Annotated in this window: 25 protein-coding genes and 2 pseudogenes; 16 read left to right on the top strand and 11 right to left on the bottom strand. The window is 67.8% G+C overall.

The window, feature by feature from the left end; all coding sequences use genetic code 11:
* Positions 1–6: 6 nt before the first annotated feature.
* Positions 7–1656: an electron transfer flavoprotein-ubiquinone oxidoreductase gene (locus tag PSEK12I1_RS0111150; RefSeq protein ID WP_027601566.1), complete on the bottom strand. Its 1650-nt coding sequence runs from the start codon at positions 1654–1656 to the stop codon at positions 7–9.
* A 292-nt stretch (positions 1657–1948) separates the two neighbouring features.
* On the opposite strand from PSEK12I1_RS0111150, the gene PSEK12I1_RS0111155 reads away from it, so the two are divergent.
* From PSEK12I1_RS0111155 to PSEK12I1_RS0111175, 5 genes are all read left to right on the top strand, one after another.
* Complete coding sequence (locus PSEK12I1_RS0111155) at positions 1949–2701, top strand: electron transfer flavoprotein subunit beta/FixA family protein (RefSeq protein ID WP_027599021.1); 753 nt, start codon at positions 1949–1951, stop codon at positions 2699–2701.
* Positions 2701–3630 (top strand): electron transfer flavoprotein subunit alpha/FixB family protein, encoded by a 930-nt coding sequence (locus PSEK12I1_RS0111160; protein WP_007160582.1) that lies wholly within the window; start codon positions 2701–2703, stop codon positions 3628–3630. The genes PSEK12I1_RS0111155 and PSEK12I1_RS0111160 overlap by 1 nt, the downstream gene beginning before the upstream one ends.
* Positions 3631–3847: 217 nt before the next feature.
* Entirely contained in the window at positions 3848–5281 is a 1434-nt protein-coding gene (locus PSEK12I1_RS0111165) for a PLP-dependent aminotransferase family protein (protein WP_027601567.1), read from the top strand.
* Positions 5282–5387: 106 nt separating this feature from the next.
* Positions 5388–5918, top strand: coding sequence for a hypothetical protein (locus tag PSEK12I1_RS0111170; RefSeq protein WP_231500993.1), 531 nt, complete (start codon positions 5388–5390; stop codon positions 5916–5918).
* 113 nt (positions 5919–6031) lie between these two features.
* The gene (locus PSEK12I1_RS0111175; RefSeq protein WP_027601569.1) at positions 6032–7141 is read left to right on the top strand and encodes a Gfo/Idh/MocA family protein; all 1110 of its coding nucleotides are present in this window, start codon (positions 6032–6034) and stop codon (positions 7139–7141) included.
* Positions 7142–7203: 62 nt separating this feature from the next.
* Here the strand turns inward: PSEK12I1_RS0111175 and PSEK12I1_RS24350 are convergent, their stop codons facing one another.
* A complete protein-coding gene (locus PSEK12I1_RS24350; protein WP_007160578.1) occupies positions 7204–7371 on the bottom strand; it encodes a DUF2897 family protein in 168 nt (55 codons plus the stop codon).
* 48 nt (positions 7372–7419) lie between these two features.
* Positions 7420–7875: a multidrug/biocide efflux PACE transporter gene (locus PSEK12I1_RS0111185; RefSeq protein WP_027601570.1), complete on the bottom strand. Its 456-nt coding sequence runs from the start codon at positions 7873–7875 to the stop codon at positions 7420–7422.
* An 82-nt stretch (positions 7876–7957) separates the two neighbouring features.
* Between PSEK12I1_RS0111185 and PSEK12I1_RS0111190 the strand changes: the two genes are divergently transcribed.
* The 5 genes from PSEK12I1_RS0111190 to PSEK12I1_RS0111210 all read left to right on the top strand — a co-directional run bounded on the left by PSEK12I1_RS0111190 (position 7958) and on the right by PSEK12I1_RS0111210 (position 13589).
* Complete coding sequence (locus PSEK12I1_RS0111190) at positions 7958–8833, top strand: LysR family transcriptional regulator (RefSeq protein WP_027601571.1); 876 nt, start codon at positions 7958–7960, stop codon at positions 8831–8833.
* Positions 8834–8910: 77 nt separating this feature from the next.
* Positions 8911–9609 (top strand): orotidine-5'-phosphate decarboxylase, encoded by a 699-nt coding sequence (gene pyrF, locus PSEK12I1_RS0111195; protein WP_027599014.1) that lies wholly within the window; start codon positions 8911–8913, stop codon positions 9607–9609.
* Positions 9610–9712: 103 nt separating this feature from the next.
* Entirely contained in the window at positions 9713–10630 is a 918-nt protein-coding gene (locus tag PSEK12I1_RS0111200) for a MoxR family ATPase (protein WP_027601572.1), read from the top strand.
* Complete coding sequence (locus PSEK12I1_RS0111205; RefSeq protein ID WP_044341735.1) at positions 10600–11583, top strand: DUF58 domain-containing protein; 984 nt, start codon at positions 10600–10602, stop codon at positions 11581–11583. The genes PSEK12I1_RS0111200 and PSEK12I1_RS0111205 overlap by 31 nt, the downstream gene beginning before the upstream one ends.
* A complete protein-coding gene (locus PSEK12I1_RS0111210) occupies positions 11580–13589 on the top strand; it encodes a DUF3488 and transglutaminase-like domain-containing protein (protein ID WP_027599011.1) in 2010 nt (669 codons plus the stop codon). Before PSEK12I1_RS0111205 ends, PSEK12I1_RS0111210 begins: the two co-directional genes overlap by 4 nt.
* Here PSEK12I1_RS0111210 and PSEK12I1_RS0111215 read toward each other — a convergent pair.
* From PSEK12I1_RS0111215 to PSEK12I1_RS0111225, 4 genes and pseudogenes are all read right to left on the bottom strand, one after another.
* Positions 13571–13750 carry a hypothetical protein gene (locus tag PSEK12I1_RS0111215; RefSeq protein ID WP_007160571.1) on the bottom strand — a complete coding sequence of 60 codons (180 nt, stop codon included), beginning with the start codon at positions 13748–13750 and terminating at the stop codon, positions 13571–13573. The two genes, PSEK12I1_RS0111210 and PSEK12I1_RS0111215, sit on opposite strands and share 19 nt — an antisense overlap.
* A 75-nt stretch (positions 13751–13825) precedes the next feature.
* Positions 13826–14356, bottom strand: a pseudogene (locus PSEK12I1_RS25310) (methyl-accepting chemotaxis protein); the annotation flags it as partial.
* A 333-nt stretch (positions 14357–14689) separates the two neighbouring features.
* Positions 14690–15109: pseudogene (locus tag PSEK12I1_RS25315) on the bottom strand (HAMP domain-containing protein); the annotation flags it as partial.
* Between the two features lie 150 nt (positions 15110–15259).
* Complete coding sequence (locus PSEK12I1_RS0111225; RefSeq protein ID WP_027601574.1) at positions 15260–16090, bottom strand: TatD family hydrolase; 831 nt, start codon at positions 16088–16090, stop codon at positions 15260–15262.
* 88 nt (positions 16091–16178) lie between these two features.
* Between PSEK12I1_RS0111225 and PSEK12I1_RS0111230 the strand changes: the two genes are divergently transcribed.
* Entirely contained in the window at positions 16179–17609 is a 1431-nt protein-coding gene (locus tag PSEK12I1_RS0111230) for a transglycosylase SLT domain-containing protein (RefSeq protein WP_027601575.1), read from the top strand.
* Between the two features lie 153 nt (positions 17610–17762).
* Positions 17763–18068 carry a hypothetical protein gene (locus tag PSEK12I1_RS0111235; protein WP_027599007.1) on the top strand — a complete coding sequence of 102 codons (306 nt, stop codon included), beginning with the start codon at positions 17763–17765 and terminating at the stop codon, positions 18066–18068.
* A gap of 3 nt (positions 18069–18071) precedes the next feature.
* Here the strand turns inward: PSEK12I1_RS0111235 and greB are convergent, their stop codons facing one another.
* From greB to PSEK12I1_RS0111250, 3 genes are read right to left on the bottom strand one after another with little or no spacing between them, the layout of a single operon-like run.
* A complete protein-coding gene (gene greB, locus PSEK12I1_RS0111240) occupies positions 18072–18575 on the bottom strand; it encodes a transcription elongation factor GreB (RefSeq protein WP_027601576.1) in 504 nt (167 codons plus the stop codon).
* A 3-nt stretch (positions 18576–18578) separates the two neighbouring features.
* The gene (locus tag PSEK12I1_RS0111245) at positions 18579–21089 is read right to left on the bottom strand and encodes an ABC transporter permease (RefSeq protein WP_027601577.1); all 2511 of its coding nucleotides are present in this window, start codon (positions 21087–21089) and stop codon (positions 18579–18581) included.
* Entirely contained in the window at positions 21086–21760 is a 675-nt protein-coding gene (locus PSEK12I1_RS0111250) for an ABC transporter ATP-binding protein (protein ID WP_007160564.1), read from the bottom strand. Before PSEK12I1_RS0111250 ends, PSEK12I1_RS0111245 begins: the two co-directional genes overlap by 4 nt.
* Before the next feature lie 148 nt (positions 21761–21908).
* Here PSEK12I1_RS0111250 and PSEK12I1_RS0111255 point away from each other — a divergent pair, with 148 nt between their 5' ends.
* The 3 genes from PSEK12I1_RS0111255 (at position 21909) to PSEK12I1_RS0111265 (ending at position 24037) form a co-directional block, all read left to right on the top strand.
* Positions 21909–22463: an arylesterase gene (locus PSEK12I1_RS0111255; RefSeq protein ID WP_219860090.1), complete on the top strand. Its 555-nt coding sequence runs from the start codon at positions 21909–21911 to the stop codon at positions 22461–22463.
* 98 nt (positions 22464–22561) lie between these two features.
* Positions 22562–22843 carry a hypothetical protein gene (locus PSEK12I1_RS0111260; RefSeq protein ID WP_027601578.1) on the top strand — a complete coding sequence of 94 codons (282 nt, stop codon included), beginning with the start codon at positions 22562–22564 and terminating at the stop codon, positions 22841–22843.
* A 216-nt stretch (positions 22844–23059) separates the two neighbouring features.
* Entirely contained in the window at positions 23060–24037 is a 978-nt protein-coding gene (locus PSEK12I1_RS0111265; protein WP_007160561.1) for a L,D-transpeptidase family protein, read from the top strand.
* Positions 24038–24159: 122 nt separating this feature from the next.
* Here PSEK12I1_RS0111265 and PSEK12I1_RS0111270 read toward each other — a convergent pair whose 3' ends face one another.
* Complete coding sequence (locus PSEK12I1_RS0111270) at positions 24160–24411, bottom strand: Lpp/OprI family alanine-zipper lipoprotein (RefSeq protein WP_007160560.1); 252 nt, start codon at positions 24409–24411, stop codon at positions 24160–24162.
* A 446-nt stretch (positions 24412–24857) separates the two neighbouring features.
* Between PSEK12I1_RS0111270 and PSEK12I1_RS0111275 the strand changes: the two genes are divergently transcribed.
* Positions 24858–25139 carry a GNAT family N-acetyltransferase gene (locus PSEK12I1_RS0111275; RefSeq protein ID WP_007160559.1) on the top strand — a complete coding sequence of 94 codons (282 nt, stop codon included), beginning with the start codon at positions 24858–24860 and terminating at the stop codon, positions 25137–25139.
* Positions 25140–25185: the final 46 nt, after the last annotated feature.

Consider the following 25185-nt stretch of genomic DNA (forward strand, 5'->3'; position numbering starts at 1 on the left):
TTACGCTTACATGTTGGGGTAGTTGGGGCCCCCGCTGCCTTCCGGCGCCACCCAGGTGATGTTCTGCGCCGGGTCCTTGATGTCGCAGGTCTTGCAGTGGACGCAGTTCTGGGCATTGATCTGGAAGCGCGGCTCGCCGCCATCGCGGACCACCTCGTAGACGCCGGCCGGGCAGTAGCGCTGGGCGGGTTCGTCATACAGCGGCAGGTTCTGCGCGATGGGAATCGAGGGATCCCTAAGCTTCAGGTGAACCGGCTGGTCTTCCTCGTGGTTGGTGTTGGAGAGGAACACCGAGGACAGCTTGTCGAAGCTCAGCTTGCCATCCGGCTTGGGATAGCTGATGCGTGGCGCCTCGTCGGCCTTCTTCAGGCAGGTGTGGTCCATGCGCCGATCGTGCAGGGTGAAGGGCAGGGCGCCCCCCAGCAGGTTGTGCTCGACGAAGGCGAAGGCCGGGCCGAGCAGCGGACCGAACTTGTGCATGGCCGGACCGAAGTTGCGGCTGGCATGGAGTTCCTCCTGCAGCCAGCTGCCCTTGAAGCCATCGACGTAGCCCTGAAGTTCATCACCTTCGCGACCGGCCGCCAGCGCGGCGACGATGGCGTCGGCGGCGAGCATGCCGGACTTCATGGCGGTATGGCTGCCCTTGATCTTGGCCGGGTTCAAGGTGCCCAGGTCGCAGCCGATCAGGGCGCCACCGGGAAAGACCATCTTCGGCAGGGAATTAAGGCCGCCCTTGACCAGGGCGCGGGCGCCGTAGGAGACGCGCTTGCCGCCTTCCAGGTACTGGGCCACCACCGGGTGGTGCTTGTAGCGCTGGAACTCGTCATAGGGCGAGAGGTGCGGATTGCTGTAGGCCAGATCGACGATCAGCCCGACCACCACCTGATTGTCTTCCAGGTGATAGAGGAAGGAACCCCCCGGGTTCTCCTTGTCCAGCGGCCAGCCGGAGGTGTGGATCACCAGGCCCTGCTCGTGCTTGGCCGGGTCGATCTCCCACAGCTCCTTGATGCCGATGCCGTAGTGCTGCGGATCGGCGCCTTCGCCGAGCTTGAATCTCTGGCCCAGCTGCTTGCCCAGATGGCCACGGCAGCCCTCGGCGAGCAGGGTGTACTTGCCGCGCAGTTCCATGCCGGGGGTGTAGACCCCCTCCTTGGGCTGGCCTTCGCGATCCACGCCCAGGTCGCCGGTGATGATGCCGCGCACCACGCCCTGCTCATCGATCAGCGGCTCCTGGGCGGCAAAGCCCGGATAGATCTCCACGCCCAGGGCTTCGGCCTGCTGGCCCAGCCAGCGGCAGAGGTTGCCCAGGGAGATGATGTAGTTGCCCTCGTTGTGCATGGGCTTGGGCACGAAGAAATTCGGTACCTTGGTCGCCTGACGCTCGTCCTTGAGCAGGTAGATGTCGTCGCGCTTGACCGGGGTGTTCAGCGGCGCGCCCAGTTCCTTCCAGTTGGGAAAGAGCTCGTCCAGGGCGCGCGGTTCGAAGACCGCACCGGAGAGAATGTGGGCGCCGACCTCGGAGCCTTTCTCGACCACGCAGACGCTGATCTCCTGGCCTTTCTCGGCCGCCTGCTGCTTGAGACGACAGGCCGCGGACAGGCCCGCGGGGCCGGCCCCGACGATCACCACGTCGAATTCCATGTATTCGCGTTCCACGGCTCACTCTCCTCAGGCAAAGCTCACGATCTGGTTATTTATGTAGGGGTGCAACAAAAGACTTCATTATATCCCGCGTGCTCCCTGGCACCCATTCAAACGTTTGTTTAAATTTTCTGCAAGCCTGTTAGACTCGGGAGTTACTGGCCCCTGACGGACTGTCGCGTTGACCCCTGCTGCCGTGGAGGTCAACATAAGAAGAATTTGCAACAAGGTTGGAGCGGCAGGGGTCGTGTCCAACGCAAGGCCGCCTTGGCGTCCTGTTTATTCACCAGAATAAATCGAGGGATTCATGAAGGTTCTCGTAGCTGTCAAACGCGTGGTGGACTACAACGTCAAGGTCCGCGTCAAGGCCGACCAGACCGGTGTCGACCTGGCCAACGTCAAGATGTCCATGAACCCCTTCTGCGAGATCGCCGTGGAAGAAGCGGTGCGCCTGAAGGAAAAGGGTATCGCCAGCGAGATCGTGGTCGTGACCGCGGGTCCCGCCCAGGCGCAGGAGCAACTGCGTACCGCCCTGGCACTGGGCGCCGATCGCGCCGTGCTGATCGACACCGGCACTGCCGAGCTGTCGTCGCTGACCACTGCCAAGCTGCTCAAGGCCGTGGTGGACAAGGAACAGCCCCAGCTGGTGATCCTGGGCAAGCAGGCCATCGACAGCGACAACAACCAGACCGGCCAGATGCTGGCGGCCCTGACCGGCTTCGCCCAGGGCACCTTCGCCTCCAAGGTGGAGCAGGCCGGTGACGGCCTCAACGTGACCCGCGAGATCGATGGCGGTCTGCAGACCGTGGCGCTCAAGCTGCCGGCGGTGGTGACCACCGACCTGCGCCTCAACGAGCCGCGCTACGCCTCGCTGCCCAACATCATGAAGGCCAAGAAGAAGCCGCTGGAAACCCTGACCCCGGACGCCCTCGGCGTGGCGGTGAAGGCCTCCTACGAGGTGGTCAAGGTGGAAGCCCCGGCCGGTCGTCAGGCGGGCATCAAGGTCAAGTCCGTGGCCGAACTGGTCGAAAAACTCAAGAACGAAGCGAAGGTGATCTGATGGCCATTCTCGTCATTGCCGACCACGACAACGCCAATCTCTTCGGCGCTACCCTGAACACCGTCGCCGCCGCCCAGGCCATCGGTGGCGATATCCATGTGCTGGTCGCCGGCCAGAATGCCCAGCCGGTCGCCGACGCCGCCGCCAAGGTCGCCGGTGTCAGCAAGGTGCTCCTGGCCGACAACGCCGCCTACGCTCACCAGCTGCCGGAAAACGTCGCGCCGCTGGTGGTCGAGCTGGCCGCCAACTACAGCCACGTCCTGGCCGCTGCCAGCACCAATGGCAAGAACTTCCTGCCGCGCGTCGCCGCACTGCTCGACGTCGACCAGATCTCCGAGATCATCGCCGTCGAATCCGCCGACACCTTCAAGCGGCCGATCTACGCCGGCAACGCCATCGCCACCGTGCGCTCCACGGCGCCGATCAAGGTGATCACCGTGCGCGCCACCGGTTTCGATCCGGTCGCCGCCGAGGGCGGTTCCGCCGCCGTCGAGGCTGTCAGCCTGGTAAAGGACGCCGGCATCTCCAGCTTCGTCGGCGAAGAGCTGGCCAAGTCCGACCGTCCGGAGCTGGGCGCCGCCAAGGTGGTGGTCTCCGGTGGTCGCGGTCTGCAGAACGGCGACAACTTCAAGATCCTCTACGCCCTGGCGGACAAGCTGGGCGCTGCCGTGGGTGCCTCGCGCGCCGCGGTGGACGCCGGCTTCGTGCCCAACGACATGCAGGTCGGCCAGACCGGCAAGATCGTCGCGCCGCAGCTGTACATCGCGGTGGGCATCTCCGGTGCCATCCAGCACCTAGCGGGCATGAAGGACTCCAAGGTGATCGTCGCCATCAACAAGGACGAGGAGGCGCCGATCTTCCAGGTGGCCGACTACGGCCTGGTGGGTGACCTGTTCGAATTGATCCCCGAGCTGGAAAAGGCCATCTAAGGCCCACCCTCGTGCAAGAGCCCGCCCCTTGGCGGGCTTTTTCATGGGCGCGGCAAGCCCTCTGGCAGAGCCGCTGGCGTCAAGGCGGGGTGCGCCGGTTCCTTGTCGTTTTTGGACATTGCCGCCCCGGGAAGGGAAGGGTTAAGGTCAGGCCTAGCTGTACCGGTATACCTTCAGGGTAGCCTGCTACTGTTCCGCTTTCGTCCAGGAAGACGCCATGACCAATCTGTTGCTCTATCAGCGCATCGCCCAGCAACTGGCGAACGATATCCGCACGGGGGTCTACAAGCCCGGCGAACGGGTGCCTTCGGTGCGCAAGCTGAGTCAGCAGCTGGGCGTCAGTCATGCCAGCGTCCTGCAGGCCTATGCCACCCTGGAAGACCAGGGGCTGATCCGCGCCCGGCCGCAGTCGGGCTTCTATGTGCACCAGACCCCGGCGCTGACCGCGCCGACGCCGGACATCGCCACGGTGGAGCGGCCCAGTCTGGTGACCCGTGCCGGCATCATCAACCAGGTGCTGGCGGAATCACGGCGGGAAGGTGTGGTCCCCCTGGGCATGGCGGTACCCCAGCCCGACTATCTGCCGCTGCGGGCCCTGCACCAGCAGCTGTCCAAGGTCACCCGTTTCCAGGCCCGCGCGGCCTTTTCCTACCTGCACAGTCCGGGCTACGAGCCCCTGCGCCGCCAGGTCGCCATTCGCCTGCGCGATGCGGGGGTGGTGGTGGGGCCGGAAGAGGTGGTGATCACCCATGGCTGCGTGGATGCGCTGCAGATGTCGCTGCGGGTGCTGACCAAGCCGGGCGACCTGATCGCCACCGAATCGCCGTCCTACTACGGGCTGCTGCAACTGGCCGAGGTGCTGGGCCTCAAGGTGATCGAGATCCCCTGCGATCCGGATACCGGGCTCAGCGTGGAAGCACTGCAGCTGGCCGCGAGCCAGTGGCCGGTCAAGGCCCTGGTAGTGGCCGCCCGCCTGAGCAATCCCCTGGGCGGCAGCATGCCGGAGGCGCGGCAGAAGCAGCTGCTCAGGCTGGCCGCCGAGCGCAACATCGCCATCGTCGAGGACGACATCTATGGCGAGCTGACCTACGACAGTGGTTCCAAGGCGCTCAAGGCCCTCGACAAGCAGGGGCGGGTGATCTACTGCTCGAGCTTTTCCAAGACCATCTCGCCGGGCGTCCGCATCGGCTGGGTAGTGGCCGGGCCCTACCAGGAAGACATCTGCCGCCTGCAGACCTTCACCACCCATTCCGCCTGCAGCGTGACCCAGATGGGCGTCTCGGCCTATCTGGAGAACGGCGGTTACGACCGCCACCTGCGCGCCATCCGCCAGGAATACCGGCGCAACATGACCGCCTTCCAGCTGGCGATCCAGGAGCATTTCCCCGAGGGTACCCAGATGAGCCGGCCCAATGGCGGCTTCATCCTCTGGGTCAGTCTGCCCGTGCGGGTGGATACCCGGTTGCTGCACCAGCGTGCCCTGGATCAGGGGGTGAGCATCGCGCCCGGCATGATCTTCAGCAACACCGACCAGTTCAATCACTGCATCCGCCTCAATTGCGGTCTGCCCTGGGGGCGCGATGCCCAGCGGGCGCTGATGACCCTGGGCCTGCTCGCCCGTCAGCTCTGCCAGGAAACCCTGGCCGCCTAGCGGCAGGCCTGGAACCCGCCGTGGGGCGCCGGAGTCGGTTGTAGAGACTGACCCTGTCGCACCTGGTGCTCCACTCCGGGCGCGATGCCCTGAGTGTGGTGAGCCCATGCGTGGATACCTGGCAACGACGGCGCTGGCCGTGACCCTGCTGTTGGCGGGCTGCGATAACGAGTCACCGCCCGCCACGGCCAAGACGCCTCCCGCACCAGCGCCAGTGCCAGAGGCACCGAAGCCGCCGGTGGCCGCCGAGCCCCAGGGCAGCGCCGCCGATCTGCGCGCCTTCCGCCTGGATCCACTGCCCGGCAAGGCCTTCGTGTTGCCGGCACCGCCCCCGAAAAAGCAGGACCTGGCCAAGAACAGCCAGGTCAAGAAGCCCGCCGTGCCCAAGCCGGCACCGGCTGCAGCCCATCCCCTCGATCTCAGCGTACCCGGAGAGGCGGCCACGCCCCAGGCGGTGGGCACGCGTCACCTGGGCGCAGGCAAGGCCGACAGCAGCGTCGCCGAGGCGGGTCTGCTGCCGCAGCTGTTTCGCAAGGCGGACGATCCCGGGCGTTTCGAATTGGGCGGGCGGGTGATCAGCCGGGATCGCAGCGACGATTTCGAAGGCGCGGAAGTCGAGTTGCGCTTTCGCCGCTAGCCTGACGCGGGCGCAGTGCCGTCGTCGAACGGCTGTCCGGAACTTCCTGGCCGCAACGCTTGCCGACAGTTCAGGTGGCGGACACGTCGTCTGCCTGGATTCGGGAGCGTTCCATGCCCAGCGCAACAGGCAAGATTCGTTATGCAGTGGTAGCAGGTGGCTGGATTTCCCAGGGCGCCTTCATGCCCGGGGTCGGCCAGACCAGCAATTCCGAGATGACCGCCCTGGTCACCGGCGATCCCGTCAAGGCGCGGGATCTGGCCGCCAAGTACGGCCTCAAGAGCTACAGCTACGAAGAATTTCCCAGTTTGCTCACGTCGGGCGAGATCGATGCCATCTACCTGGCCACGCCGAACTTCCGCCATCTGGAATTCGCGGTGCCGGCGCTGGAGGCCGGTATCCATGTCCTGCTGGAAAAGCCCATGGCCATCAGCGAGGAAGAATGCCAGGCGATCAACGCCGCGGCCGCGCGCTCCGGCGCCAAGTTGATGATCGCCTATCGACTGCACTGCGAGCCGGGCACGGTGGAGATGATCGAGCGGGTGCGCAATGGCGAGATCGGCGATCCGCGCCTGTTCACCTCGACCTTTACCCAGCCGGTCGACACGGCCAACCACCGCGCCCAGAGCGGCTTCTGGGCCGGTCCCGTCACCGACATGGGGCCCTATCCGCTCAATGCCGTGCGGGCGCTCTTTGCTGACGAGCCCATCGAAGTCAGTGCCGTGGGGGTCCAGACGCCTGGGCGTGACGTCACGACCTGGGATGCCGTGACCGTGACCCTGCGCTTTCCCGAAGAGCGGCTGGCGAGCTTTACCGTCAGTTTCAGCGGCCCCAATACCGAGCGTTTCCAGCTGATCGGCCGCAAAGGCGAGATCGAAGCCTCGCCGTGCTTTGGCTTCGGTGAAGGCGTCGCCATCGGCTATCGCCTGACCGTGGACGGGGAGACCGAGGAATTCAAGGCGCCGGTGGTGGATCACTTCGGCGGCGAGACGGCCTATTTCTCCGATTGCATCCTGCAGGATCGGCAACCGGAAATGGACGGGGAGGAGGGCTGGCGCGACGTGCGTGTGCTGGCGGCCATCGAGCGCGCCTTGGAAAGCGGTCAGCCGCAATCCCTGGAACCGCTGCCCAAGCGTCAGGGACCGACCCGTGAGCAGGTGCGCAGCCTGCCACTGGCGGAGGTGTTGGAGTACGTCAATACCAAGGCACCGCTGGAGTCCTGATGCTACAGAGCCCTGCCACCCAGAGGGTGACAGGGCTCTGCCTGGACGCCCGGGGCGCGCGATCAGCGGTCCTGGGCCTCCTTGGCGTCCATCTCGGCATTGCGCTGCCGGATCTTGGTTTTCTGTTCGTCGGTCAAGGGCACCTTGCGCGCCGTGTCCTTGAGCATGAGCAGGCTGCCGACCACCGAGCCGATGGCAACCAGCAGGATCAACCAGGCATACCAGGGCATCTGTCTTCTCCTTGAGTGGCTATATCGCTTCGACCACGGACAAGGCTATCAGTGCACCCGACAGGTCGCATTCGTGCGCCTGAGCCAGGCGGCGTAACCCAGGTCGTAGAGCCAGTTGAAGGCCAGGGTGTAGGGCAGGAAGAACAGGATCAGTCCCAGGTCCAGCAGCAGCGCCTGCCACAGGCTGATGGACAGCCACCAGGCGGCCAACGGCACCAGCACCAGGATCAGTCCGCCTTCGAAGCCGAGGGCGTGCAGCAGGCGGACACCCAGGCCACGGGTGAAGCCCAGGCGCTGTTGCAGCCGATCGAAGCCCAGGTTGAACACCAGATTCCAGAGCATGGCGATGGCCGAAAAGGCGGCGGTGAGCAGACCCATGTGCCCCAGGGAGCGATCCAGCAGCCAGGCCAGGGTCGGGGTGGCGAGCAGCACGGCGATCCCCTCGAACAGCAGGGCATGCAGGATGCGGGCACTGGCGGGACGCTGGGTGAGGGGGCTGGACATGAGGTGACTCCACGATGGACAGGCCCTTAGTCTCATCGGCTAAGCTGGGGAGATCAAAGTGGATTCCATAGGGTAAGCCGATATGTATCCCAATGCCGAAGCCCTCGAGGCCTTCGTCGAGGCGGCCGCGGCCGGCTCCTTCAGCGCCGCGGCACGGGTGCTGGGCAAGCGGCAGTCCAGTATCAGCGAGAGCATCGCCCGGCTGGAGGACGACCTGGGGGTGTCGCTGTTCGATCGCCAGGGCCGCTACCCGCTGCTGACGGCGGCCGGCGAGCAACTGCTCGACCAGGCCCGCGCCGTGCTCTCGGCCCACGACCGCCTGGCCAATCGCGCCACCCAGCTGGCGGCCGGGGTGGAGCCGCGCCTGACCCTGGTGATCTCCGATACCTATCAGCCCACCCGTTACGAGGCGCTGCTGACGGAGCTGGACCAGCGCTATCCGGATCTCGAATTCGAATGCCTGATCGCCGAGGACGCCGATGTTCTCAGCCTGGTGCAGGGACGCGCGGATCTGGGCCTGCTGGCCGGTCAGCCGCCCTATCCGGCGGACATCGAGGCGGCCACCCTGGATGGTCTGGTCACCTTCGGTCTCTATGTCGCCGTCGATCATCCGCTGGCAGCGCTGGAGCGGGTCACACCGGCCGACCTGGCGCCCTATCGGCTGCTGCGCCTGAGCACCGTGACCGAAGCCTCTCCCCAGGTCAGCCGCCTGCCGGACACCCGCGGCCGCTGCTGGTCGGCGCCCGACTACCTGCTGCTGCTGGACATGGCGGTGCAGGGCTTCGGCTGGGCCGAACTGCCGCTGTGGCTGGTGACGACCTTTGGCCAGGGGCGGCTGGTGGAGCTGGCCGTACCGGGCTGGCCGCAACGGGTGGCGGTGGACGTGGTCTGGTCACGGCGACGGCCGCTGGGTCCGGCTGGCAACTGGCTGCGCGAACGCCTGCTCAGGCCGAGCTGACGGACGAGAACGGCCAAGTGCCGGCGCGGCGCTTTTCTGCGAAAATGCCGGCCTTTGCCGTTTTGCCGAGAGCTCCCATGTCCGCCTGCCAGTCTCCCATCATCGTCGCCCTGGATTTCCCTTCATCGTCCGCCGCCCTGGCGCTGGCCGACCGCCTCGACCCCGCCACCTGCCGGGTCAAGGTCGGCAAGGAGCTGTTCACCGCCAGCGCCGCCGGGGTGGTGGAGGCTCTGCGCACGCGCGGCTTCGAAGTCTTCCTCGACCTGAAATTCCACGACATCCCCAACACCACCGCCATGGCGGTCAAGGCCGCGGCGGAGATGGGCGTCTGGATGGTCAATGTCCACTGCTCAGGCGGCCTGCGCATGATGACCGCCTGTCGCGAGACTCTGGAGGCCTTCCAGGGTCCCAAGCCGCTGCTGATCGGTGTCACCGTGCTGACCAGCATGGAGCGCGAGGACCTGGCGGACATCGGCCTGGACGTGGATCCCCAGGAGCAGGTACTGCGCCTGGCCGGTCTGGCCGCTCGCGCCGGGCTGGACGGCCTGGTCTGCTCGGCTCAGGAGGCCTCCGCGCTCAAGGCTGCGCAACCGGCGCTGCAACTGGTCACCCCCGGCATCCGGCCGGCCGGCAGCGCCCTGGATGACCAGCGCCGCATCCTCACCCCGCGCGAGGCCCTGGACGCCGGTTCCGACTACCTGGTGATCGGCCGGCCCATCGCCCGCGCCGCCGATCCGGCCCGCGCCGTGGAAGAGATCCTCGCCACCCTGAAATAAACGGTAAAGCTCCGGGGCGGCGGTCGCCGGCAAAAGGTGCTGCTATTCTCGTCTTGCAGGCCGACGCCTTCTCATGTCGGCGCAAGGCGAGAGACCTCAGGGCATGCACGATAGGTTGAACGCCTGTCTCAAGGCGGTAGACGGCGTTTTGTTGGGCAAGGAAACCCAGGTCAGGCTGGCGCTGGCCTGCCTGCTGGCGCGGGGGCACCTGCTGATCGAGGACCTGCCCGGCATGGGCAAGACCACCCTCAGCCATGCCCTGGCCAGGGTGCTGGGACTGTCCTTCCAGCGCATCCAGTTCACCTCCGACCTCCTGCCCGGCGATATCCTCGGCACCTCGGTGTTCGATCGCGACAGCGGCCAGTTCGTCTTCCATCCCGGGCCGGTGTTCGCCGAGTTGCTGCTGGCCGACGAGATCAATCGCGCCACGCCCAAGAGCCAGAGCGCGCTGCTCGAGGCCATGGAGGAGGGGCAGGTAACCATCGAGGGTGCCACCCGGCCCTTGCCCGATCCCTTCTTTGTCATCGCCACCCAGAATCCCATCTCCCAGGGCGGCACCTTCGCCCTGCCGGAATCCCAGCTCGACCGCTTCCTGATGCGCCTGTCGCTCGGTTATCCCGGACGCGCCGCCGAGCGCGCGCTGCTGCTTGGCGGTTCCGGGCGCGAGCAGCTGCCGCGCCTGGAGCCCCTGCTGGATCATGCCCAGTTGCGGCTGATCCAGGCCGAGGTGCCGCGCATCCATGCCAGCGAGGCGGTGGTGGACTACGTGCTGCGCCTGGTGGAGGCCACCCGCACCCAGACGTCCTTCGCCCTCGGCCTGTCGCCGCGCGGCAGTCTGGCGCTGCTGGCCGCGGCGCGCGCCTGGGCGTTGCTGGCGGGGCGCGACCATGTGCTGCCCGAGGATGTCCAGACGGTGCTGCCAGCGGTGGCCGGGCATCGCCTGCGCGACATCGCCGATCCCGCCGGGCATGGCGGCGGCGCCCTGGTGCAATGGCTGCTGCGCGAAGTCCCGGCGCTGTGACCGGCGGCGCCTGGCAGCGCTATCGAGAAGGCTGGCTGGCGCGGCGGATTCCCCCGGCCAATCGCATCACCCTCGATCAGCGGCGCATCTTCATCCTGCCCACCCGCCAGGGGGGCGCCTTCGCCATCGCCCTGCTGCTGATGCTGCTGGCCGGCATCAACTACCAGAACAGCCTGGCCTATGGCCTGACCTTCCTGCTGTTTTCCCTGGCGCTGGTGGCCATGCTGCATACCTATCGCAACCTGGCCGGTCTGCAACTGGTCGGCGGCGGCGCCAGTCCGGTGTTCGCCGGCGAGGCCGCCGGCTTTCGCCTGCGCCTGGAGAGCGAGCGCCGCGCGCACCAGGGCATCGCCCTGGGCTGGCGCAACGAGCCGCTGGTGCTCAGCGACGTGCCGGCGGGGGAGAGCGTCGCCCTGCAGATCTTCCACCCGGCGCCAGATCGCGGCTGGCTCAGACCCGGGCGGCTGCGGGTGGAGAGCCGTTTTCCCCTCGGCCTGTTCGTCGCCTGGAGCTGGCTGGACCTGGACGTGCGCGCCCTGGTCTATCCGCAGCCACTGGCGACCACGACGCCGCTGCGCAGCGGCCAGGATGCCGGCAACGAGGAAGGCCAGCGCCAGACGGGGCAGGGCGCCGACGACTTCCAGGGGTTGCGGTCCTATCAGCCCGGCGATTCGCGCCGGCGGCTGGACTGGAAGGCCTTTTCCCGCGGGCAGGGCCTGCTGGTCAAGGACTTCACCGCTCTGGCCGGCAGCGAACTCTGGCTGGATTTCAGCGTGCTCGATGGCGACACCGAGACGCGGCTGTCCTGGCTGTGCCAGGCGGTGCTGGATTGCAGTGCTCGCCAGCTGCGCTTCGGCCTCAGGGTGCCCGGGGTGGAGCTGGCGCCGGCCAGCGGCGAGAGCCAGCGTGACGCGGCGCTGCAGGCCCTGGCCCTGTTCGGGCGGCCATCATGAGCACCGCCGTGCCGCAAGCCATTCCGCGCATCGCCCTGATCTGGCTGCTGGTGGCCCAGGCGCTGGTGATCCTGCCGCACCTCACCCATCTGCCACCCTGGGTCGGCCTGCTCTGGGCCTTTTGCGCCGGCTGGCGGGTGCTGCTGTTTCGCATGCGGGTGCGGGCGCCGACGCGGATCGAGAAGGGCGGGCTGCTGCTGCTGACCATGGGCGGCATCTGGCTGTCGCGTGGCTCCTTCATCGGCCTGGATGCCGGCGCCGTGCTGCTGCTGGTGACCTTTGCCCTCAAGCTGATCGAGATGCACAGCCGCCGCGATGCCCTGGTGGTGATCTACCTGGGGTTCTTCGCGGTGGTGATCGCCTACCTGTTCGAGGATGGCCTGCTCGCTGCGCTCTACAGCCTGCTGCCGGTGACCGCCCTGGTGGCGGCGCTGATCGGCCTGCAGCAGAGTGCCCTGGCCAGTCGGCCGCTGGCGACGCTGAAAGTCGCCGGCACCCTGCTGCTGCAGGCGGTGCCGCTGATGCTGCTGCTGTTCCTGGTGTTTCCCCGTATCGGCCCGCTGTGGTCGTTGCCACAACCGGGCGACCAGGCGCGCACCGGACTGGGCGACAGCATGGCGCCGGGGGAGATCGCCCAGCTCTCGCAATCCGCCGAGCGGGTGTTTCGCGTCAGTTTCGCCGGCGACCGGCCGGCGCAGCGTGATCTCTACTGGCGGGCCACCACCTACGAGCGCTTCGACGGCGCGCGCTGGTCGGTGGATCCCGACACCGCCTGGAGTCCGGAACCGGCCTGGACGCCGAGCGGCCCCCGACTGGACTACCAGGTGGTCATGGAGCCGAGCGGTCGGCCCTGGCTCTACGGCCTGGACGTGGCGCGCAGCGATCAGCGCGACGTGCGCCTGGCCAGCGACTTCCATCTGCAGCGCCGCCGCCCGGTGGATCAGGCGCTGCTCTATCGGGTATCCAGCTGGCCGCAGGCCACTCGCGAGCCGGAGCGGCTGTCCGCCTCCAGCCAGAGGCGCGCGCTGCAGCTGCCCAGTGGCGGCGAGCCGCGCACCCGTGCCTGGGTAGCCGGGCTCAAGACTCGCGCGCCAACGCCCGAGGCCCTGGCCCAGGCGATCCTGGCCTATTTCCGCCAGCAACCCTTCGTCTACACCCTGCAACCGCCCACGGCAGGCGTCGATGCCATCGACGCCTTTCTCTTCGACAACCATCGCGGCTTCTGCGCCCACTATGCCGGCGCCATGACCTTTGCCCTGCGGGTGGCGGGCATTCCGGCGCGGGTGGTGGCGGGCTACCAGGGCGGTGAATTCAATGCCGCGGGCGGCTATCTGCTGGTGCAGCAATTCGATGCCCATGCCTGGGTGGAATACTGGCTGCCGGGGCGCGGCTGGGTCAGCGTCGACCCTACCGCCCAGGTGGCGCCCGAGCGTATCGAGCGGGGTCTGCAGGAGGCCCTGGCGGCCCAGGGCGCGGCCAACGAATTCCTCGCCGACAATCCCTTCGCCGCCAATCGCTATCGCAACCTGGCCTGGCTCAATGACCTGCGTCTGGGCTGGGACCGCCTCAACTACGGCTGGCAGCGCTGGGTGCTCAACTACCAGGAGGATACCCAGGGCGAACTCTTCAAGCGGCTGCTCGGCGAGGGTTCGCTGCAACGCCTGGGGCTGCTGCTGGCGCTGGTGGTGTTGGGCGTGCTCGGGGTGATGGCGCTGCTGGTGCTCAAGCCCTGGCAGCGGACGCGGGATCCCCTGTTGACGCGTTTCGACCAGTTCGAGCGGCTGCTGGCGCGGCAAGGCGTCAGGCGTCGAAGCGGCGAGGCGGCGGGCAGCTTCGCCGGACGCGCCATGGCCGAGCTGCCGGCGGCGCGCGCAGCGATCTCGGCCTTTTCCCAGGAATTCCAGGCGCAGCGCTATGCCGGTCGGCCGCAGGATCCTGCGGCTCTGACCAGGACGCTGAAGCTATTGAAACGTCAGCTGCGTGGCCGTCAGGCGCGCAGCGACTGAGGCACGGGGAGGGCGTCAGGCTCTTGCAGGGCGAAGGCCACCAGGCAGACGACGGCCGCCAGGATCAGCGGTTGTGGATGGGGGTTGCCGAGCGCCTGGGCGATGCAGCCCAGGCCCAGCAACAACAGCACGGCGGAAGTGAGGGTGGTGACCGAGCGCATGACGGTTCTCCGAAAAACGTGCGGGCATCTTGCCGCCTGTCGGGCAACCGCGCGAATGCGCTCTCGCTATGGAGGCTATAGGCGCAACTGGCGAATCGCCTGATTCAGGGTTCCTGCGAGGGCGGCCAGTTCAGTGCTGGTGCTGGCCGACTCCTGCGTCAGCAGCATGGTCCTTTCCGTGACATCGCGGATGCCTACCACCGACCTGCTCATCTCTTCCGCCACCTGGGCCTGCTGTTCGGCGGCCACGGCGATCTGGGTGTTGCTGTCGCGCATCAGGGTCACGGCGGCGGTGATGTCGGCCAGGGCCTGCCCGGCAGCGCCGGCCTGGACCACGCAGTCATCGGCCTTGAGCGAACTCTCGCGCATGAATTCCACGGCATCGCGGGTGCCGGCCTGGAGGCCGTCGACCATGCGGGTGATCTCGTCGGTGGAACCCTGCACCCGCTTGGCCAGGTTGCGCACCTCGTCGGCGACCACGGCGAAGCCGCGGCCGGCCTCACCGGCGCGGGCCGCCTCGATGGCGGCGTTGAGCGCCAGCAGGTTGGTCTGCTCGGCGATACCGTGGATGACGTTGACCACGCTGGTGATGCGCTCGCTGTTTTCGGCCAGCTCCTGGATCATCACCGCGGTCTGCTGCACGCCCTGGGAGAGGTCGGCGATGGAATGGCTGACGCGCTCCACGGCCTGCTGGCCGGCGCCGGCCAGGCGGTCGGCTTCCTGGGACTGGTCACGGGTGCCGGCGGCGTGCTCGGCGATCTGCTGCACGGTGGCGCTCATCTCGTTGATGGCGGTGGCCGCCTGGTCGGTCTCGTGCTGCTGATCCTGCATGCCGCCCCGCACGCCCTGCATGCCGCTGGCCAGGCGTCCGGCGCCTTCGTCCAGGCGCGCGGCGCTGGCGGCCACGGTACCGACGACGCGGGTGTAGCTGTCCTGCATGGCGTTGAAGGCCTGGGTCATCTGCCCGACCTCGTCGCGCCCGCGCACCTCGACCCGGGCGGTGAGGTCACCGTCGCGCTCCACCCGCAGCATGGTGTCCTTGAGGCGTTGCAGATTGCCGAGGATGAAGCGGATCAGCAGCTGCGAGGCCACCAGCAGCACCAGCATCAGCACGCCCACGGCCAGGGCGTATTCCGGTGCCCGGGCCAGGAAGATGTCGGTAAAGGTCGGGGCGCTCAGGCTGGCAGCCGCCTCACCCACGACGGCCTTGACCGCCTTGAGCTGCTCGGCGCGGCCGGAGACCTCCAATTGCATGGCGAACAGCACCAGCAGGAGGCTGGTGACGAAGGCAACGGCGTTGACCGCCCAGAATTTGTACTTGAGGGAAATATCGCGCAGCCAGGCAAACATAGGGGGCATCCAGTCGGCGGGGCCGCACAGCCTGGCAGGCCGGCGCGACCCGGATCTTGACTGGCGTCAACGCCCTGCGAGAAGACGTCTGACGCCGTGGAGTAAGCCCAAAGGTTAACGGCTTGCGCGGGTCTGACTTTAGCGAAACGGCAACCCTGCCTAGTCGAATTCCTCGATTCGCTCTGGCACGGCGATCTCCGGTAGCCCGAAGAAGGCGCGGGCGGTGGCACTGGTGTGCAGGGCGGTCTGCTCGGGCGTTTCGTTGCGCAGGCGCGCCACGGTGCGCAGGATCTCCGGCAGGAAGGCCGGCTCGTTGTGGCCATGGCGCGGCTTGGGTCTGAGGGTGCGCGGCAGCAGGTAGGGGGCATCGGTTTCCAGCATCAGCCGACCGACCGGGATCTGCCCGACCAGCTCGTGCAGGTGTAGGCCGCGGCGCTCGTCGCAGATCCAGCCGGTGATGCCCAGGTGCAGGTCGAGATCCAGGTAGCCATAGAGCGCCTTGCGCTCGCCGGTGAAGCAGTGCACCACGGCGGCCGGCAGGTGGTCCCGATAGTCGCGCAGGATCGCCAGCATGCGCTCGCTGGCGTCGCGCTCGTGGAGAAACACCGGGCGGCGCAATTCGGCGGCCAGGGCCAGCTGTTCCTCGAAGCAGCGCTCCTGCTGCGGCCGCGGGGTGAAGTCGCGATTGAAGTCCAGGCCGCATTCGCCCAGGGCTCGTACCTTGGGCTGGCTGGCCAGGTCGCGCAGGGTCCTGGCGGCGGCCGCGTTCCAGGTCGAGGCTTCGTGGGGATGGACGCCCGCGGTGCTGAACAGCGCCTCGCCCGCATCCAGGCGCAGGCAGAGATTGAGGGCGTTCTCGCTGTCTTCGAGGGTGGTGCCGGTCAGCACCAGTTGCATCACACCGGCGGCCTGGGCCCGCTCGATCACCGCGTCCACCTGCTTGAGCAGACTGGGGTGGGTGAGGTTGACGCCGATGTCGATCAATTGCATGGTGCGGACCTTCCACAGATTTTGTCCCTTCATTCTATCCGTAGTCCGGGTGCTATCGGCGCTGTCCCGGCCAGGTCAGGAGTCCTGGATGCCGTTTCGATTCACCCTGGTCCTTGTTGGCTGCCTGCTTGCCTGCTCCGCCCAGGCACGGCTCGGTGCCCTGCCACCCGAAGCACCACGCCATGTCGCGGCGCGCGACCTGACCGCCATCGAGCGGGCCGGCGAGTTGCGCGTCCTGGTCAACCAGAGTCGGCACAGCTCCGGCGAATGGAACGGCCAGGCGCTCGGCATCGAGTATCGGCGCCTGCAGGCCTTCGCCCGTTACCTGCAGCACCAGCCCGGGGGCCGGCCGCTGCGCCTGGTCTTCGTGCCCAAGGCCAAGGACGACCTCCTGGCGGCGCTGCAGCGCGGCGAGGGCGATCTGGTGGCGCCGGGCGAAACCCTGCTGCAGCCGCCGCATTCAGCGCTGATCGCCGTGTCGGTGGCGGCGCCCACCAGTCTGGTGGTGGTGGGTGGGCGCGGTCAGCGCCTGCCCCGCCATCTGGAGCAACTGGCCGGACGCCGGGTGGTGCTGCCCCAGGGCAGCGCGGCCGGTCCGGCCCTGGCCCGGCTCAACGCCCAGCTGGAGAAGCGCAGGCTGCGGCCGGTGCAGGTCGAGTGGGCCGATCCGACCCTGGCGGTGGAAGACGTCCTGGAGCTGACCCAGGCCGGCATCTATCCGCTCAGCGTCGTCGAGTCCGGGTTGGCCCATCGCTGGGCGCGGGTGCTGCCGCGCCTGCGGGTGGCCGATCGGCTGGTGGTGGCCCATGACCAGGCGCAGCTCTGGTATCTGCGCGCCCCGGCGCACCAGCTCGCCGAGCGGATCCGGACCTTCGGCCGGCAACCCCAGGCGCGCGACGACGACCAGGCCTTTCGCCAGGCCTATGCGCGCCGCTACCAGGTGCGCGATCCACTGCAGGCCCATGACCGCAAGCGCCTGGCCCAGGTGCGGCCGCTGCTGCAGCGCTACGCCAAGGCCTACGACTTCGACTGGCTGACCCTGGCCGCCATGGCCTACAAGGAATCCGGCCTCGATCCCCATGCCCGCGGTGCCGGCCGCGCCGCGGGGCTGCTGCAGATCACCCCGCGGGCGGCGCGCAGCGTCGGGGTGCGCAACCAGCATTCCGCCGAGGACAACGTCAGGGCCGCCACCCGGTATCTGGCGCGCCTGCGCCGCGAATTCTTCTCCAGTCCGCGGCTCGCCGAGCGCGAGCGCCGCGCCTTTACCCTGGCGGCCTACAACCTTGGCCCGGAGCGCGTCCAGGCGCTCCGGGCCAAGGCGCGCAAGCAGGGGCTGGACGGCGATCGCTGGTTCTTCCAGGTCGAGCGCATCGCTGCCGAGGAGGTGGGTATCGGGGTGGTCAACTACGTGGCCAGCGTCAACAAGTACCGGGTGGCCTTCAGTCGCGAACGGGCCCGGCTGGAAGCGCCGGCCGTGGCGGCGACTGGGGCCAGGGAGAACGGTCGCGGGGACGGTTGAAGCCCGCTTGACAGGGCGGTCGAGCCCTCCCTAGGATGATCCCGCGCCGATTTAAACAGCAACTTGCGGGGCGCTCCCAAATACCGCTAAAGCGCTGGACGGAACAGGCCTCGTACTACCGCCCAGCTGGATCTACGAGGCGGAATTTCGTCCATGCTACCGCTCCCGCTACGCCTGACTCCCCTGACCCAGGGCAAACTCGCCAGTCATCCCGCCATCCTCCTCGGCGGTCCCGACCAGCCCACCCTGTTGCGTTATCTCGAAGGCTGGCCCAAGCGCTGGCCGCACAGCCGCACCCTGCAGATCCGCTTCGCCGACCGGGCCGAACAGCTGCGCGCCTTCGGCGACGACAGCTTCGATTTCGCCGTGGTGCAGTCGCCGGGCCAGGCCGGTCTCGAACCCCTAGTGCGGGAACTGACCCGCGTGGCGCGGCAGGGCGTGATCACCCGTCGCCGCTAGCCGTCATTCCTCGGGATAGGCGATCTCGACGATGTACCAGCGCTGTTCGCCGGCCGGCGTCTGCAGGCGGACCTCGGCGTCCAGCGCCTTGCCGACCAGCGCCCGCGCCAGGGGCGAGTCGATGCTGATGAGGTTCTGCCGGAGGTCGAGTTCGTCCGGGCCGACGATGCGATAGCGCTTCTCGGCGCCCTCGTCGTCTTCCAGGGTGACCCAGGCGCCGAAATAGACCTTGGTCGGATCGGCCGGGCGCTCGCGGATCACCTTGAGATTCTCCAGCCGCTTGCGCAGGAAGCGCACCCGGCTGTCGATCTCCCGCAGCATCTTCTTGCCGTAGATGTACTCGGCGTTTTCCGAACGATCGCCCAGCGCGGCCGCCTCGCTCACCGCCTGGGTGACCTGGGGCCGGCGCACGTTCCACAGGTCGTGGAGTTCGGCGCGCAACCGGGCTTCGCCGGCGGCGGTGATCAGGGGCGTGCCGGCGGTGCGCGGCGGACGGTAACGACTCATGGATCAGCTTTCTCTCAGGATCAGTAACGGACTGGCGGTGAGGGCCCGCCGCGTGCCCAGCAGGCCCGCCGCCCCGACCAGCAGGGCGCCCAGCACCGGCAACAGCAGCAGCCAGGGATGGGGTTGCCAGTCCAGGTCGAAGGCCAGCCGGTAGAGCAGGGCGCTGACGATCTCGCAACCGAGCGCCGCGAGCAAGCCACTGGCGCCGCCGAGCAGGATGAATTCGGTGCGCCGCGCCCGTTGCAGCAACTCGCGCCGGGCACCCAGGGCACGCAGCAGGGCGCCCTGGCGGATGCGTTCGTCGAGGGTCGCCTGCAGGCCGGCCAGCAGCACGGCGATGCCGGCGGCCAGCACGAACAGCAGCACGAACTCCACCGCCACGCTGACCTGGCGCAGGATGCTGCGCAGCTGATCGAGCAGGGCGTCGATGGGCAACAGGGTCACCGCCGGGAATTGCCGGGCCAGGGCCAGCAATTCGCGATGTTGCCCGGGCGGCAGGTAGAAGCTGCCCAGGTAGGTGAAGGGCACGTCCTGCAGGGCGCCCGGGGCGAAGATCACGAAGAAGTTCGGCTGGAAGTTGTCCCAGCTGACCTGCCGCAGGCTGGTGACTCGCGCCTCGATCTGGCGATCGCCGATAACGAAGCCCAGGGTGTCGCCCAGGCCGACGCCGAGGCTGCGCGCCAGCTCGCTTTCCAGGGACACCCCGGGCAGGTCGCCGGCGGGCAGCGCGTCCCACCACTGACCGGCTTCCAGGCGGTTGCCGTCCGGCAACCCAGCCGACCAGGTCAGGTTGAGATCGCGCCGGGTGGCGCGGCCACCGCGGGAGTCGTCTTCCAGGCCTTCCTGGGCCGGATGCCCCTTCACGCTGACCAGGCGGCCCTGCACGATGGGATAGAGCGGACTGGCGTGGGGCGAGAGACCGGCCACCGCCGCGGCGAAGGCCTGGCGCTCGTCCGGCAGCACATTGAGGGCGAAGTGATTGGGCGCCTCGGCCGGCAGTTGCGCCTGCCAGCGTTCCAGCAGCTCGCCCCGCAACAGCACCACCAGACTCATGGCCAGCAGGATCAGGCCGAAGGCCAGGGTCTGGCCCACCGCCGCCAGGGGATGCCGGAGCAGCTGACCCAGACCCAGCCGCCAGGCCAGGGGCGCACCCTGCATGGCCCGGCGCAGGCCACGCAGGGCCAGGTAGAGCAGACTGCCGAACAGCAGTCCCGCGACCAGGCCACCCACCAGCAGCGCCAGGGTCAGGCGCAGATCCAGCGACAGGCGCCACATGATCAGCCCCAGGGCGAGCAGGGCGCAGCCATAGACCAGCCAGGTGCGCAGGGGGACGGGCTGCAGATCGCTGCGCAACACCCGCAGCGGCGGGACCCGCCCCAGGGCGGCCAGCGGCGGCAGGGCGAAGCCGACCAGGGCGACCAGGCCGGTGCCCATGCCGGCCAGCGCCGGGCCAATCCCGACCGCTGGAAGGCGCGCTGGCAGGAGGCCATGCAGCAGCTCGAACAGCACCAGCTGCGCCAGCCAGCCGAGCAGGGCGCCGAGCAGACTCGCCGCCAGCCCCAGCAACCCCAGTTGCAGGCCATAGAGCACCAGGGCGTCGCGGCGGGTCAGACCCAGGCAGCGCAGCAGGGCGCTGGCGTCGAAGCGCCGCGCGGCGAAGCGATTGGCCGACAGCGCCACGGCCACGCCGGCCAGCACCACCGCCACCAGGCTGGCCAGCCCCAGATAGCGCTGGGCACGTTCCAGGGCATTGCCCAGCTGGCGATTGCCATCGCCCGGGCCTTCGAAGCGCTGGTTGGCGGCCAGGGCCGGGGTGAGCGCCTGGCGATAGGCGGCCAGGGCCTGGGGCTCGCCGCGCCAGAGTTCGCGATAGCGCACCCGACTGCCGGGTTGGATGACCCCGGTGGCGGCCACGTCGTCGAGATTGATCAGCACCCGCGGCGTCAGGCTGTAGAAGTCACCCGCTCGATCCGGTTCGTAGGTGAGCACCCGGGTGATGATGAGGGCCTTGCGCCCGATGTCCAGGCGATCACCGACCTTGGCGTCCAGGGCCAGCAGCAGGCGCGGCTCGACCCAGGCCTCCCCGGGCGCCGGAGCGCCGCCCGGCTGGTCGGGCGCGTCCGGCGCCGCCGCGCTGCGCACCTCGCCGCGCAGGGGAAAGTTGGCCTGGACCGCCTTGACGCTGGCCAGCTGCAGGGCCTCGGCACCTGCGGCCATGGTGCTGAAATTGAGCGAGCGGCTGTGTTCGAGGCCCCGCTGCAGGCCGGCGTCTACCTGTTCCGGACGTGGCGGTTCGCTGCCCAGCAGCACCAGGTCGGCGGCGAGGAATTCGCTGGCGCGATTTTCCATGCCCGCGCCCAGGCGGGCGGTGAAGTAGCCGATGGCGACGCTGGCGGCCACGGCCACCACCAGCGCCAGGCAGAGCATGCGGATCTCGCCGGCACGGAGCTCTCTCAGACTCTGGCGCCAGGCCAGGCCGAACAGCCGGGTGAAGGGCAGACCGGTACGCCTCATGCCGCGACCTGCCGGCCGCCTTCCAGGCGCAGTTGGCGGGCGCAGCGCGCGGCCAGGCGCTCGTCATGGGTCACCAGTACCAGCGTCGTGCCGCGCTCACGATTGAGTTCGAACAGCAGATCGCTGATATGGGCACCGGTACGGCTGTCGAGGTTGCCGGTGGGTTCGTCGGCGAAGAGGATGCTCGGGCGCGGCGCGAAGGCGCGCGCCAGGGCGACCCGCTGCTGCTCGCCGCCGGAGAGCTGCCGGGGATAGTGGCGCAGTCGTTCGCCCAGGCCGACCCGTTCCAGCAGGGCCACCGCCTGCTCGCGGGCCTGGCGCACGCCCTCCAGCTCCAGCGGCAGCATGACGTTCTCCAGCGCCGTGAGGCTGTCCAGCAGCTGGAAGGACTGGAACACGAAGCCCACCCGTTCGGCGCGCAGGCGGGCACGGGCGTCTTCGTCGAGGGTATCCAGGCGCTGACCGGCAAGATGGACCTCGCCGCCGCTGGGCAGGTCGAGACCGGCCAAGAGGCCGAGCAGGGTGGACTTGCCGGAACCCGAGCTGCCGACGATGGCCAAACTGTCGCCGGCCTGCAGTTGCAGATCCAGCGCCTGGAGGATCGGCAGCGCGCCTTCCGCGCCCGTGACGACCTTGCTAAGGTCGCGTGCCAGCAGTATGACTTCGCTCATGAGGTATCCGATGCCGTATTCGAAGGGCCCGCACGCGGGCGGCTGTGGCGAGTTAGAGTCAAAAAAGCGGGCGAAGTCCAGCGCGCCTTTGCGGCAAGGCATTGCCTGGCTGCTGGCGCTGCTCTGCCTGACCCTCACGCCCCTGGCCATGGCGCGCACCTTGCTGGTGGTGGGCGACAGCATCAGCGCCGGCTACGGCCTCGCCGACGGGCAGGGCTGGGTACGCCTGCTGGAGCAGCGCCTGCAGGCGCAGCGGCTCGACTACCAGGTGGTGAATGCCTCCATCAGCGGCGACACCACCGCCGGCGGCCTGGCGCGCCTGCCACGGTTGTTGGCCGAGCATCGACCCGACGTGGTGGCCATCGAGCTGGGCGGCAACGACGGCCTGCGCGGCCAGCCGCTGGCCCAGTTCGAGCGCAACCTCACCGCCCTGGTGGAACAGGCCAAGGCCCGGGGCGCGCGCGTCCTGCTGCTGGGCATGCGCCTGCCGCCCAACTACGGACCGCGCTATACCGATGGCTTCGCCCAGGTCTACACGGACGTGGCCAAGGCCCAGCAGGTGGCCCTGGTGCCCTTCCTGCTGGAAGGGGTAGGCGGCGATCCGGCCTATATGCAGCCGGATGGCATCCACCCCCAGGCCAATGCCCAGCAGCGCCTGCTGGACAACGCCTGGCCCCAGTTGCAGCCGCTGCTGCGCGACTGAACGCCGGACTTTTCCCCGACGGGGCTTTCCGCTAAGGTTGCGCGCCCCGCCGGTCCGGCCAATCGACCGCCCGGCGGAACCGCCCCTGGAGTATCCCGATGTCCCGCCTTTCCCGGTCCATGCACGGCTATCAGCTGATCCAGCCCGATGCCCAGCTCGACCTGTTCGCCTGCCGCGAGGGTCGAGTCCATATCGTCGCCCGGCAGCTGGAGCTGGGCTCGCCGACCGACCGGACGCTGTGCGGTACCCTGCTGCCGGCGCGTCCCCGCCTGCATCCGCTGAATCGCCGGGCGCTCGGCCTCAAGACCCTCTGTCCGGCCTGCATGCAGCGGCTGCAGGGCGCCAAACAGGGATTGCCGAATCCGTTACAGGTCTTTTGAGAGCCTGCCCAAAGTCTGCTGCGCGTCGGCCAAACGGTGTTGAAAATCCCTTCGGAATGCTCATTTACCCCTCGTAAACTCCGCTTCCTCAGGTCTTTTCGCCTAGTTTGGCGCTAGCTCGCGAGCCTTTGAGCAGGCCCTAGGCCCTGCCGGACGCCGATCGAGGCGTGTACAATTCGCGCCGTCACCTTTTTGCTCCTTGCAAGGATTCATCCCATGCCCGCGCGCGTTTCGACCCTGGTCGGTTCCCTCTCGCTGTTTGGTCTGTTGAGCGCGGGTACGGCGCAGGCACTGGAGTTGCCGCTGCCGCCACCCGGTGAAGACGTGGTCGGCGAGGTTCAGGTCATCAAGGCCGCCTACGAAGACACCTTTGCCGATCTCGGCCAGAAGTACGATCTGGGCTACACCGAGATGGTGGCCGCCAACCCGGGCGTCGATGCCTGGCTGCCGGGCGCCGGCACCGAGATCGTGCTGCCCACGCGCTTCATCCTGCCGCCCGGCCCGCGCGAAGGCATCGTCATCAACATCGCCGAATACCGCATGTACTACTACCCCAAGGGTGGTCACACGGTGTTCACCTACCCGCTGGGCATCGGCCGCGAAGGCTGGGGTTCGCCCATCGGCGTGACCAAGGTGGTGGACAAGATCAAGGATCCGTCCTGGTATCCGCCGGAGTCGGTACGCGCCGAGCACGCCGCCGAAGGCGATCCGCTGCCCAAGGTGGTGCCGCCCGGTCCGGACAATCCCCTGGGGCCCTACAAGATCCGCCTGACCCTGCCGGGCTATCTCATCCACGGCTCGGACAAGAAATTCGGCATCGGCATGCAGGTCAGCCATGGCTGCTTCCGCATGTACAACTTCAACGTGACCGAACTGGTCGGCATGCTGCCCGTGGGCACGCCGGTGCGCATCATCGACGAGCCCTACAAGTTCGGCGTGAGCCAGGGCAAGCTCTACCTGGAAGCCCACCAGCCGGTGACCGTGAAGGGCGATCCGACCGAGATCGACCGTCAGGCCGCGGTGGTCAATGCGCTGATCAAGCGTGACGACCTGCTGCAGGCCAACAGCGCGGTGAACTGGAACACGGTGCGTGACGTGGTCCAGGGCCAGGACGGCCTGCCAGTGGAAATCGCCGACCTGCCGGCCGGGATGACGCCGGGTACGGTGGCCAAGGCGCCTGCCAAGACCCTGTGATCACGACCGGCCGAGCGCGCTCGGCCGGCCAGACAAACAAAAAGCCCGCCATCTGAGATGGCGGGCTTTTTGTTTGCTCCGGGAAAGGCGACTGTTGCCACTCGCCTTTCCAGCCGAGGCGCTTACTTGCGGCTGGCTTTTTCCAGCATACGCAGGGCGCGCTCGTTGGCTTCGTCAGCGGTCTGCTGAGCTTTCTGAGCGGCGGCCAGGGCCTCGTCAGCGTGACGGTAGGCTTCGTCAGCACGAGCCTGAGCACGGGCAGCGGCGTCTTCGGTAGCAGTCAGGCGAGCTTCGCTTTCCTTGTTAGCGGTGCTGCAACCAGTGGCCAGAGCAGCGGCCAGAGCCAGGGCGGCGAATTTCAGAGCGTTGTTCATCGTAAACCCCTTGAGGTAGACATCCTGTTTTAAGATCAATTTCCCAGGTGGAAAATTGCGGCTACATACTACTCATTACCGGTCGTAAGTAAACTGAGCGAACCCGTTGAAGAAGGATTTTTTGCGGAAAATCCTTCTCGGCTCCCCGTGTTCGTCCCGGAATCCCTGCGCACCCGGTATCAGCAACTGCTTGGATGGCTGAAAGTCGCGAACGTTTCAAAACGTTAGAGGATGAGCGGAAGTTGTCAAGCGCCGAGCCGCGCCTGCTCCCGCGCAGGCGGCCCTGATATAGTGTGTCTTCTCGGTGCGACGGCTGGTCAGAACCTGCTTCTTCCGGAGGGGTCTGACGCGCTGTGGCTCAGTCCCGCACAGGAAGGGTGCGTTCTCGTCTTCGGGTATCATCGATAACAATGGATAAGGCGGAGCCAAACCGCCAAGGAGTAGTCATGAACGAGTCCCTGCACGTGGAACACGATGAGGCCAATCATCAATTCCACCTTTCTGTCGACGGCCAGCGCGCCTATCTCGCCTACATGGATCTGGGCAAGCAGACCATGGATTTCTATCGCACCTTCGTCCCCGATGCCCTGCGTGGGCGCGGCCTGGCAGCGCGGCTGACCGAGTACGCGCTGAACTACGCCGAGAGCCGCGGCTACAGCGTCATTCCCTCCTGCTCCTATGTGGAGCACTACCTGGAACGTCGTGGCCAGGTGACGCCGCTGGCCTGAATGGCCACGCCAAGAAAAACGCCGGGCTGAGCCCGGCGTTTTCGTA

Source organism: Pseudomonas sp. MOIL14HWK12:I1, from assembly GCF_000510705.1.
Lineage (GTDB): Bacteria > Pseudomonadota > Gammaproteobacteria > Pseudomonadales > Pseudomonadaceae > Chryseomonas > Chryseomonas oryzihabitans.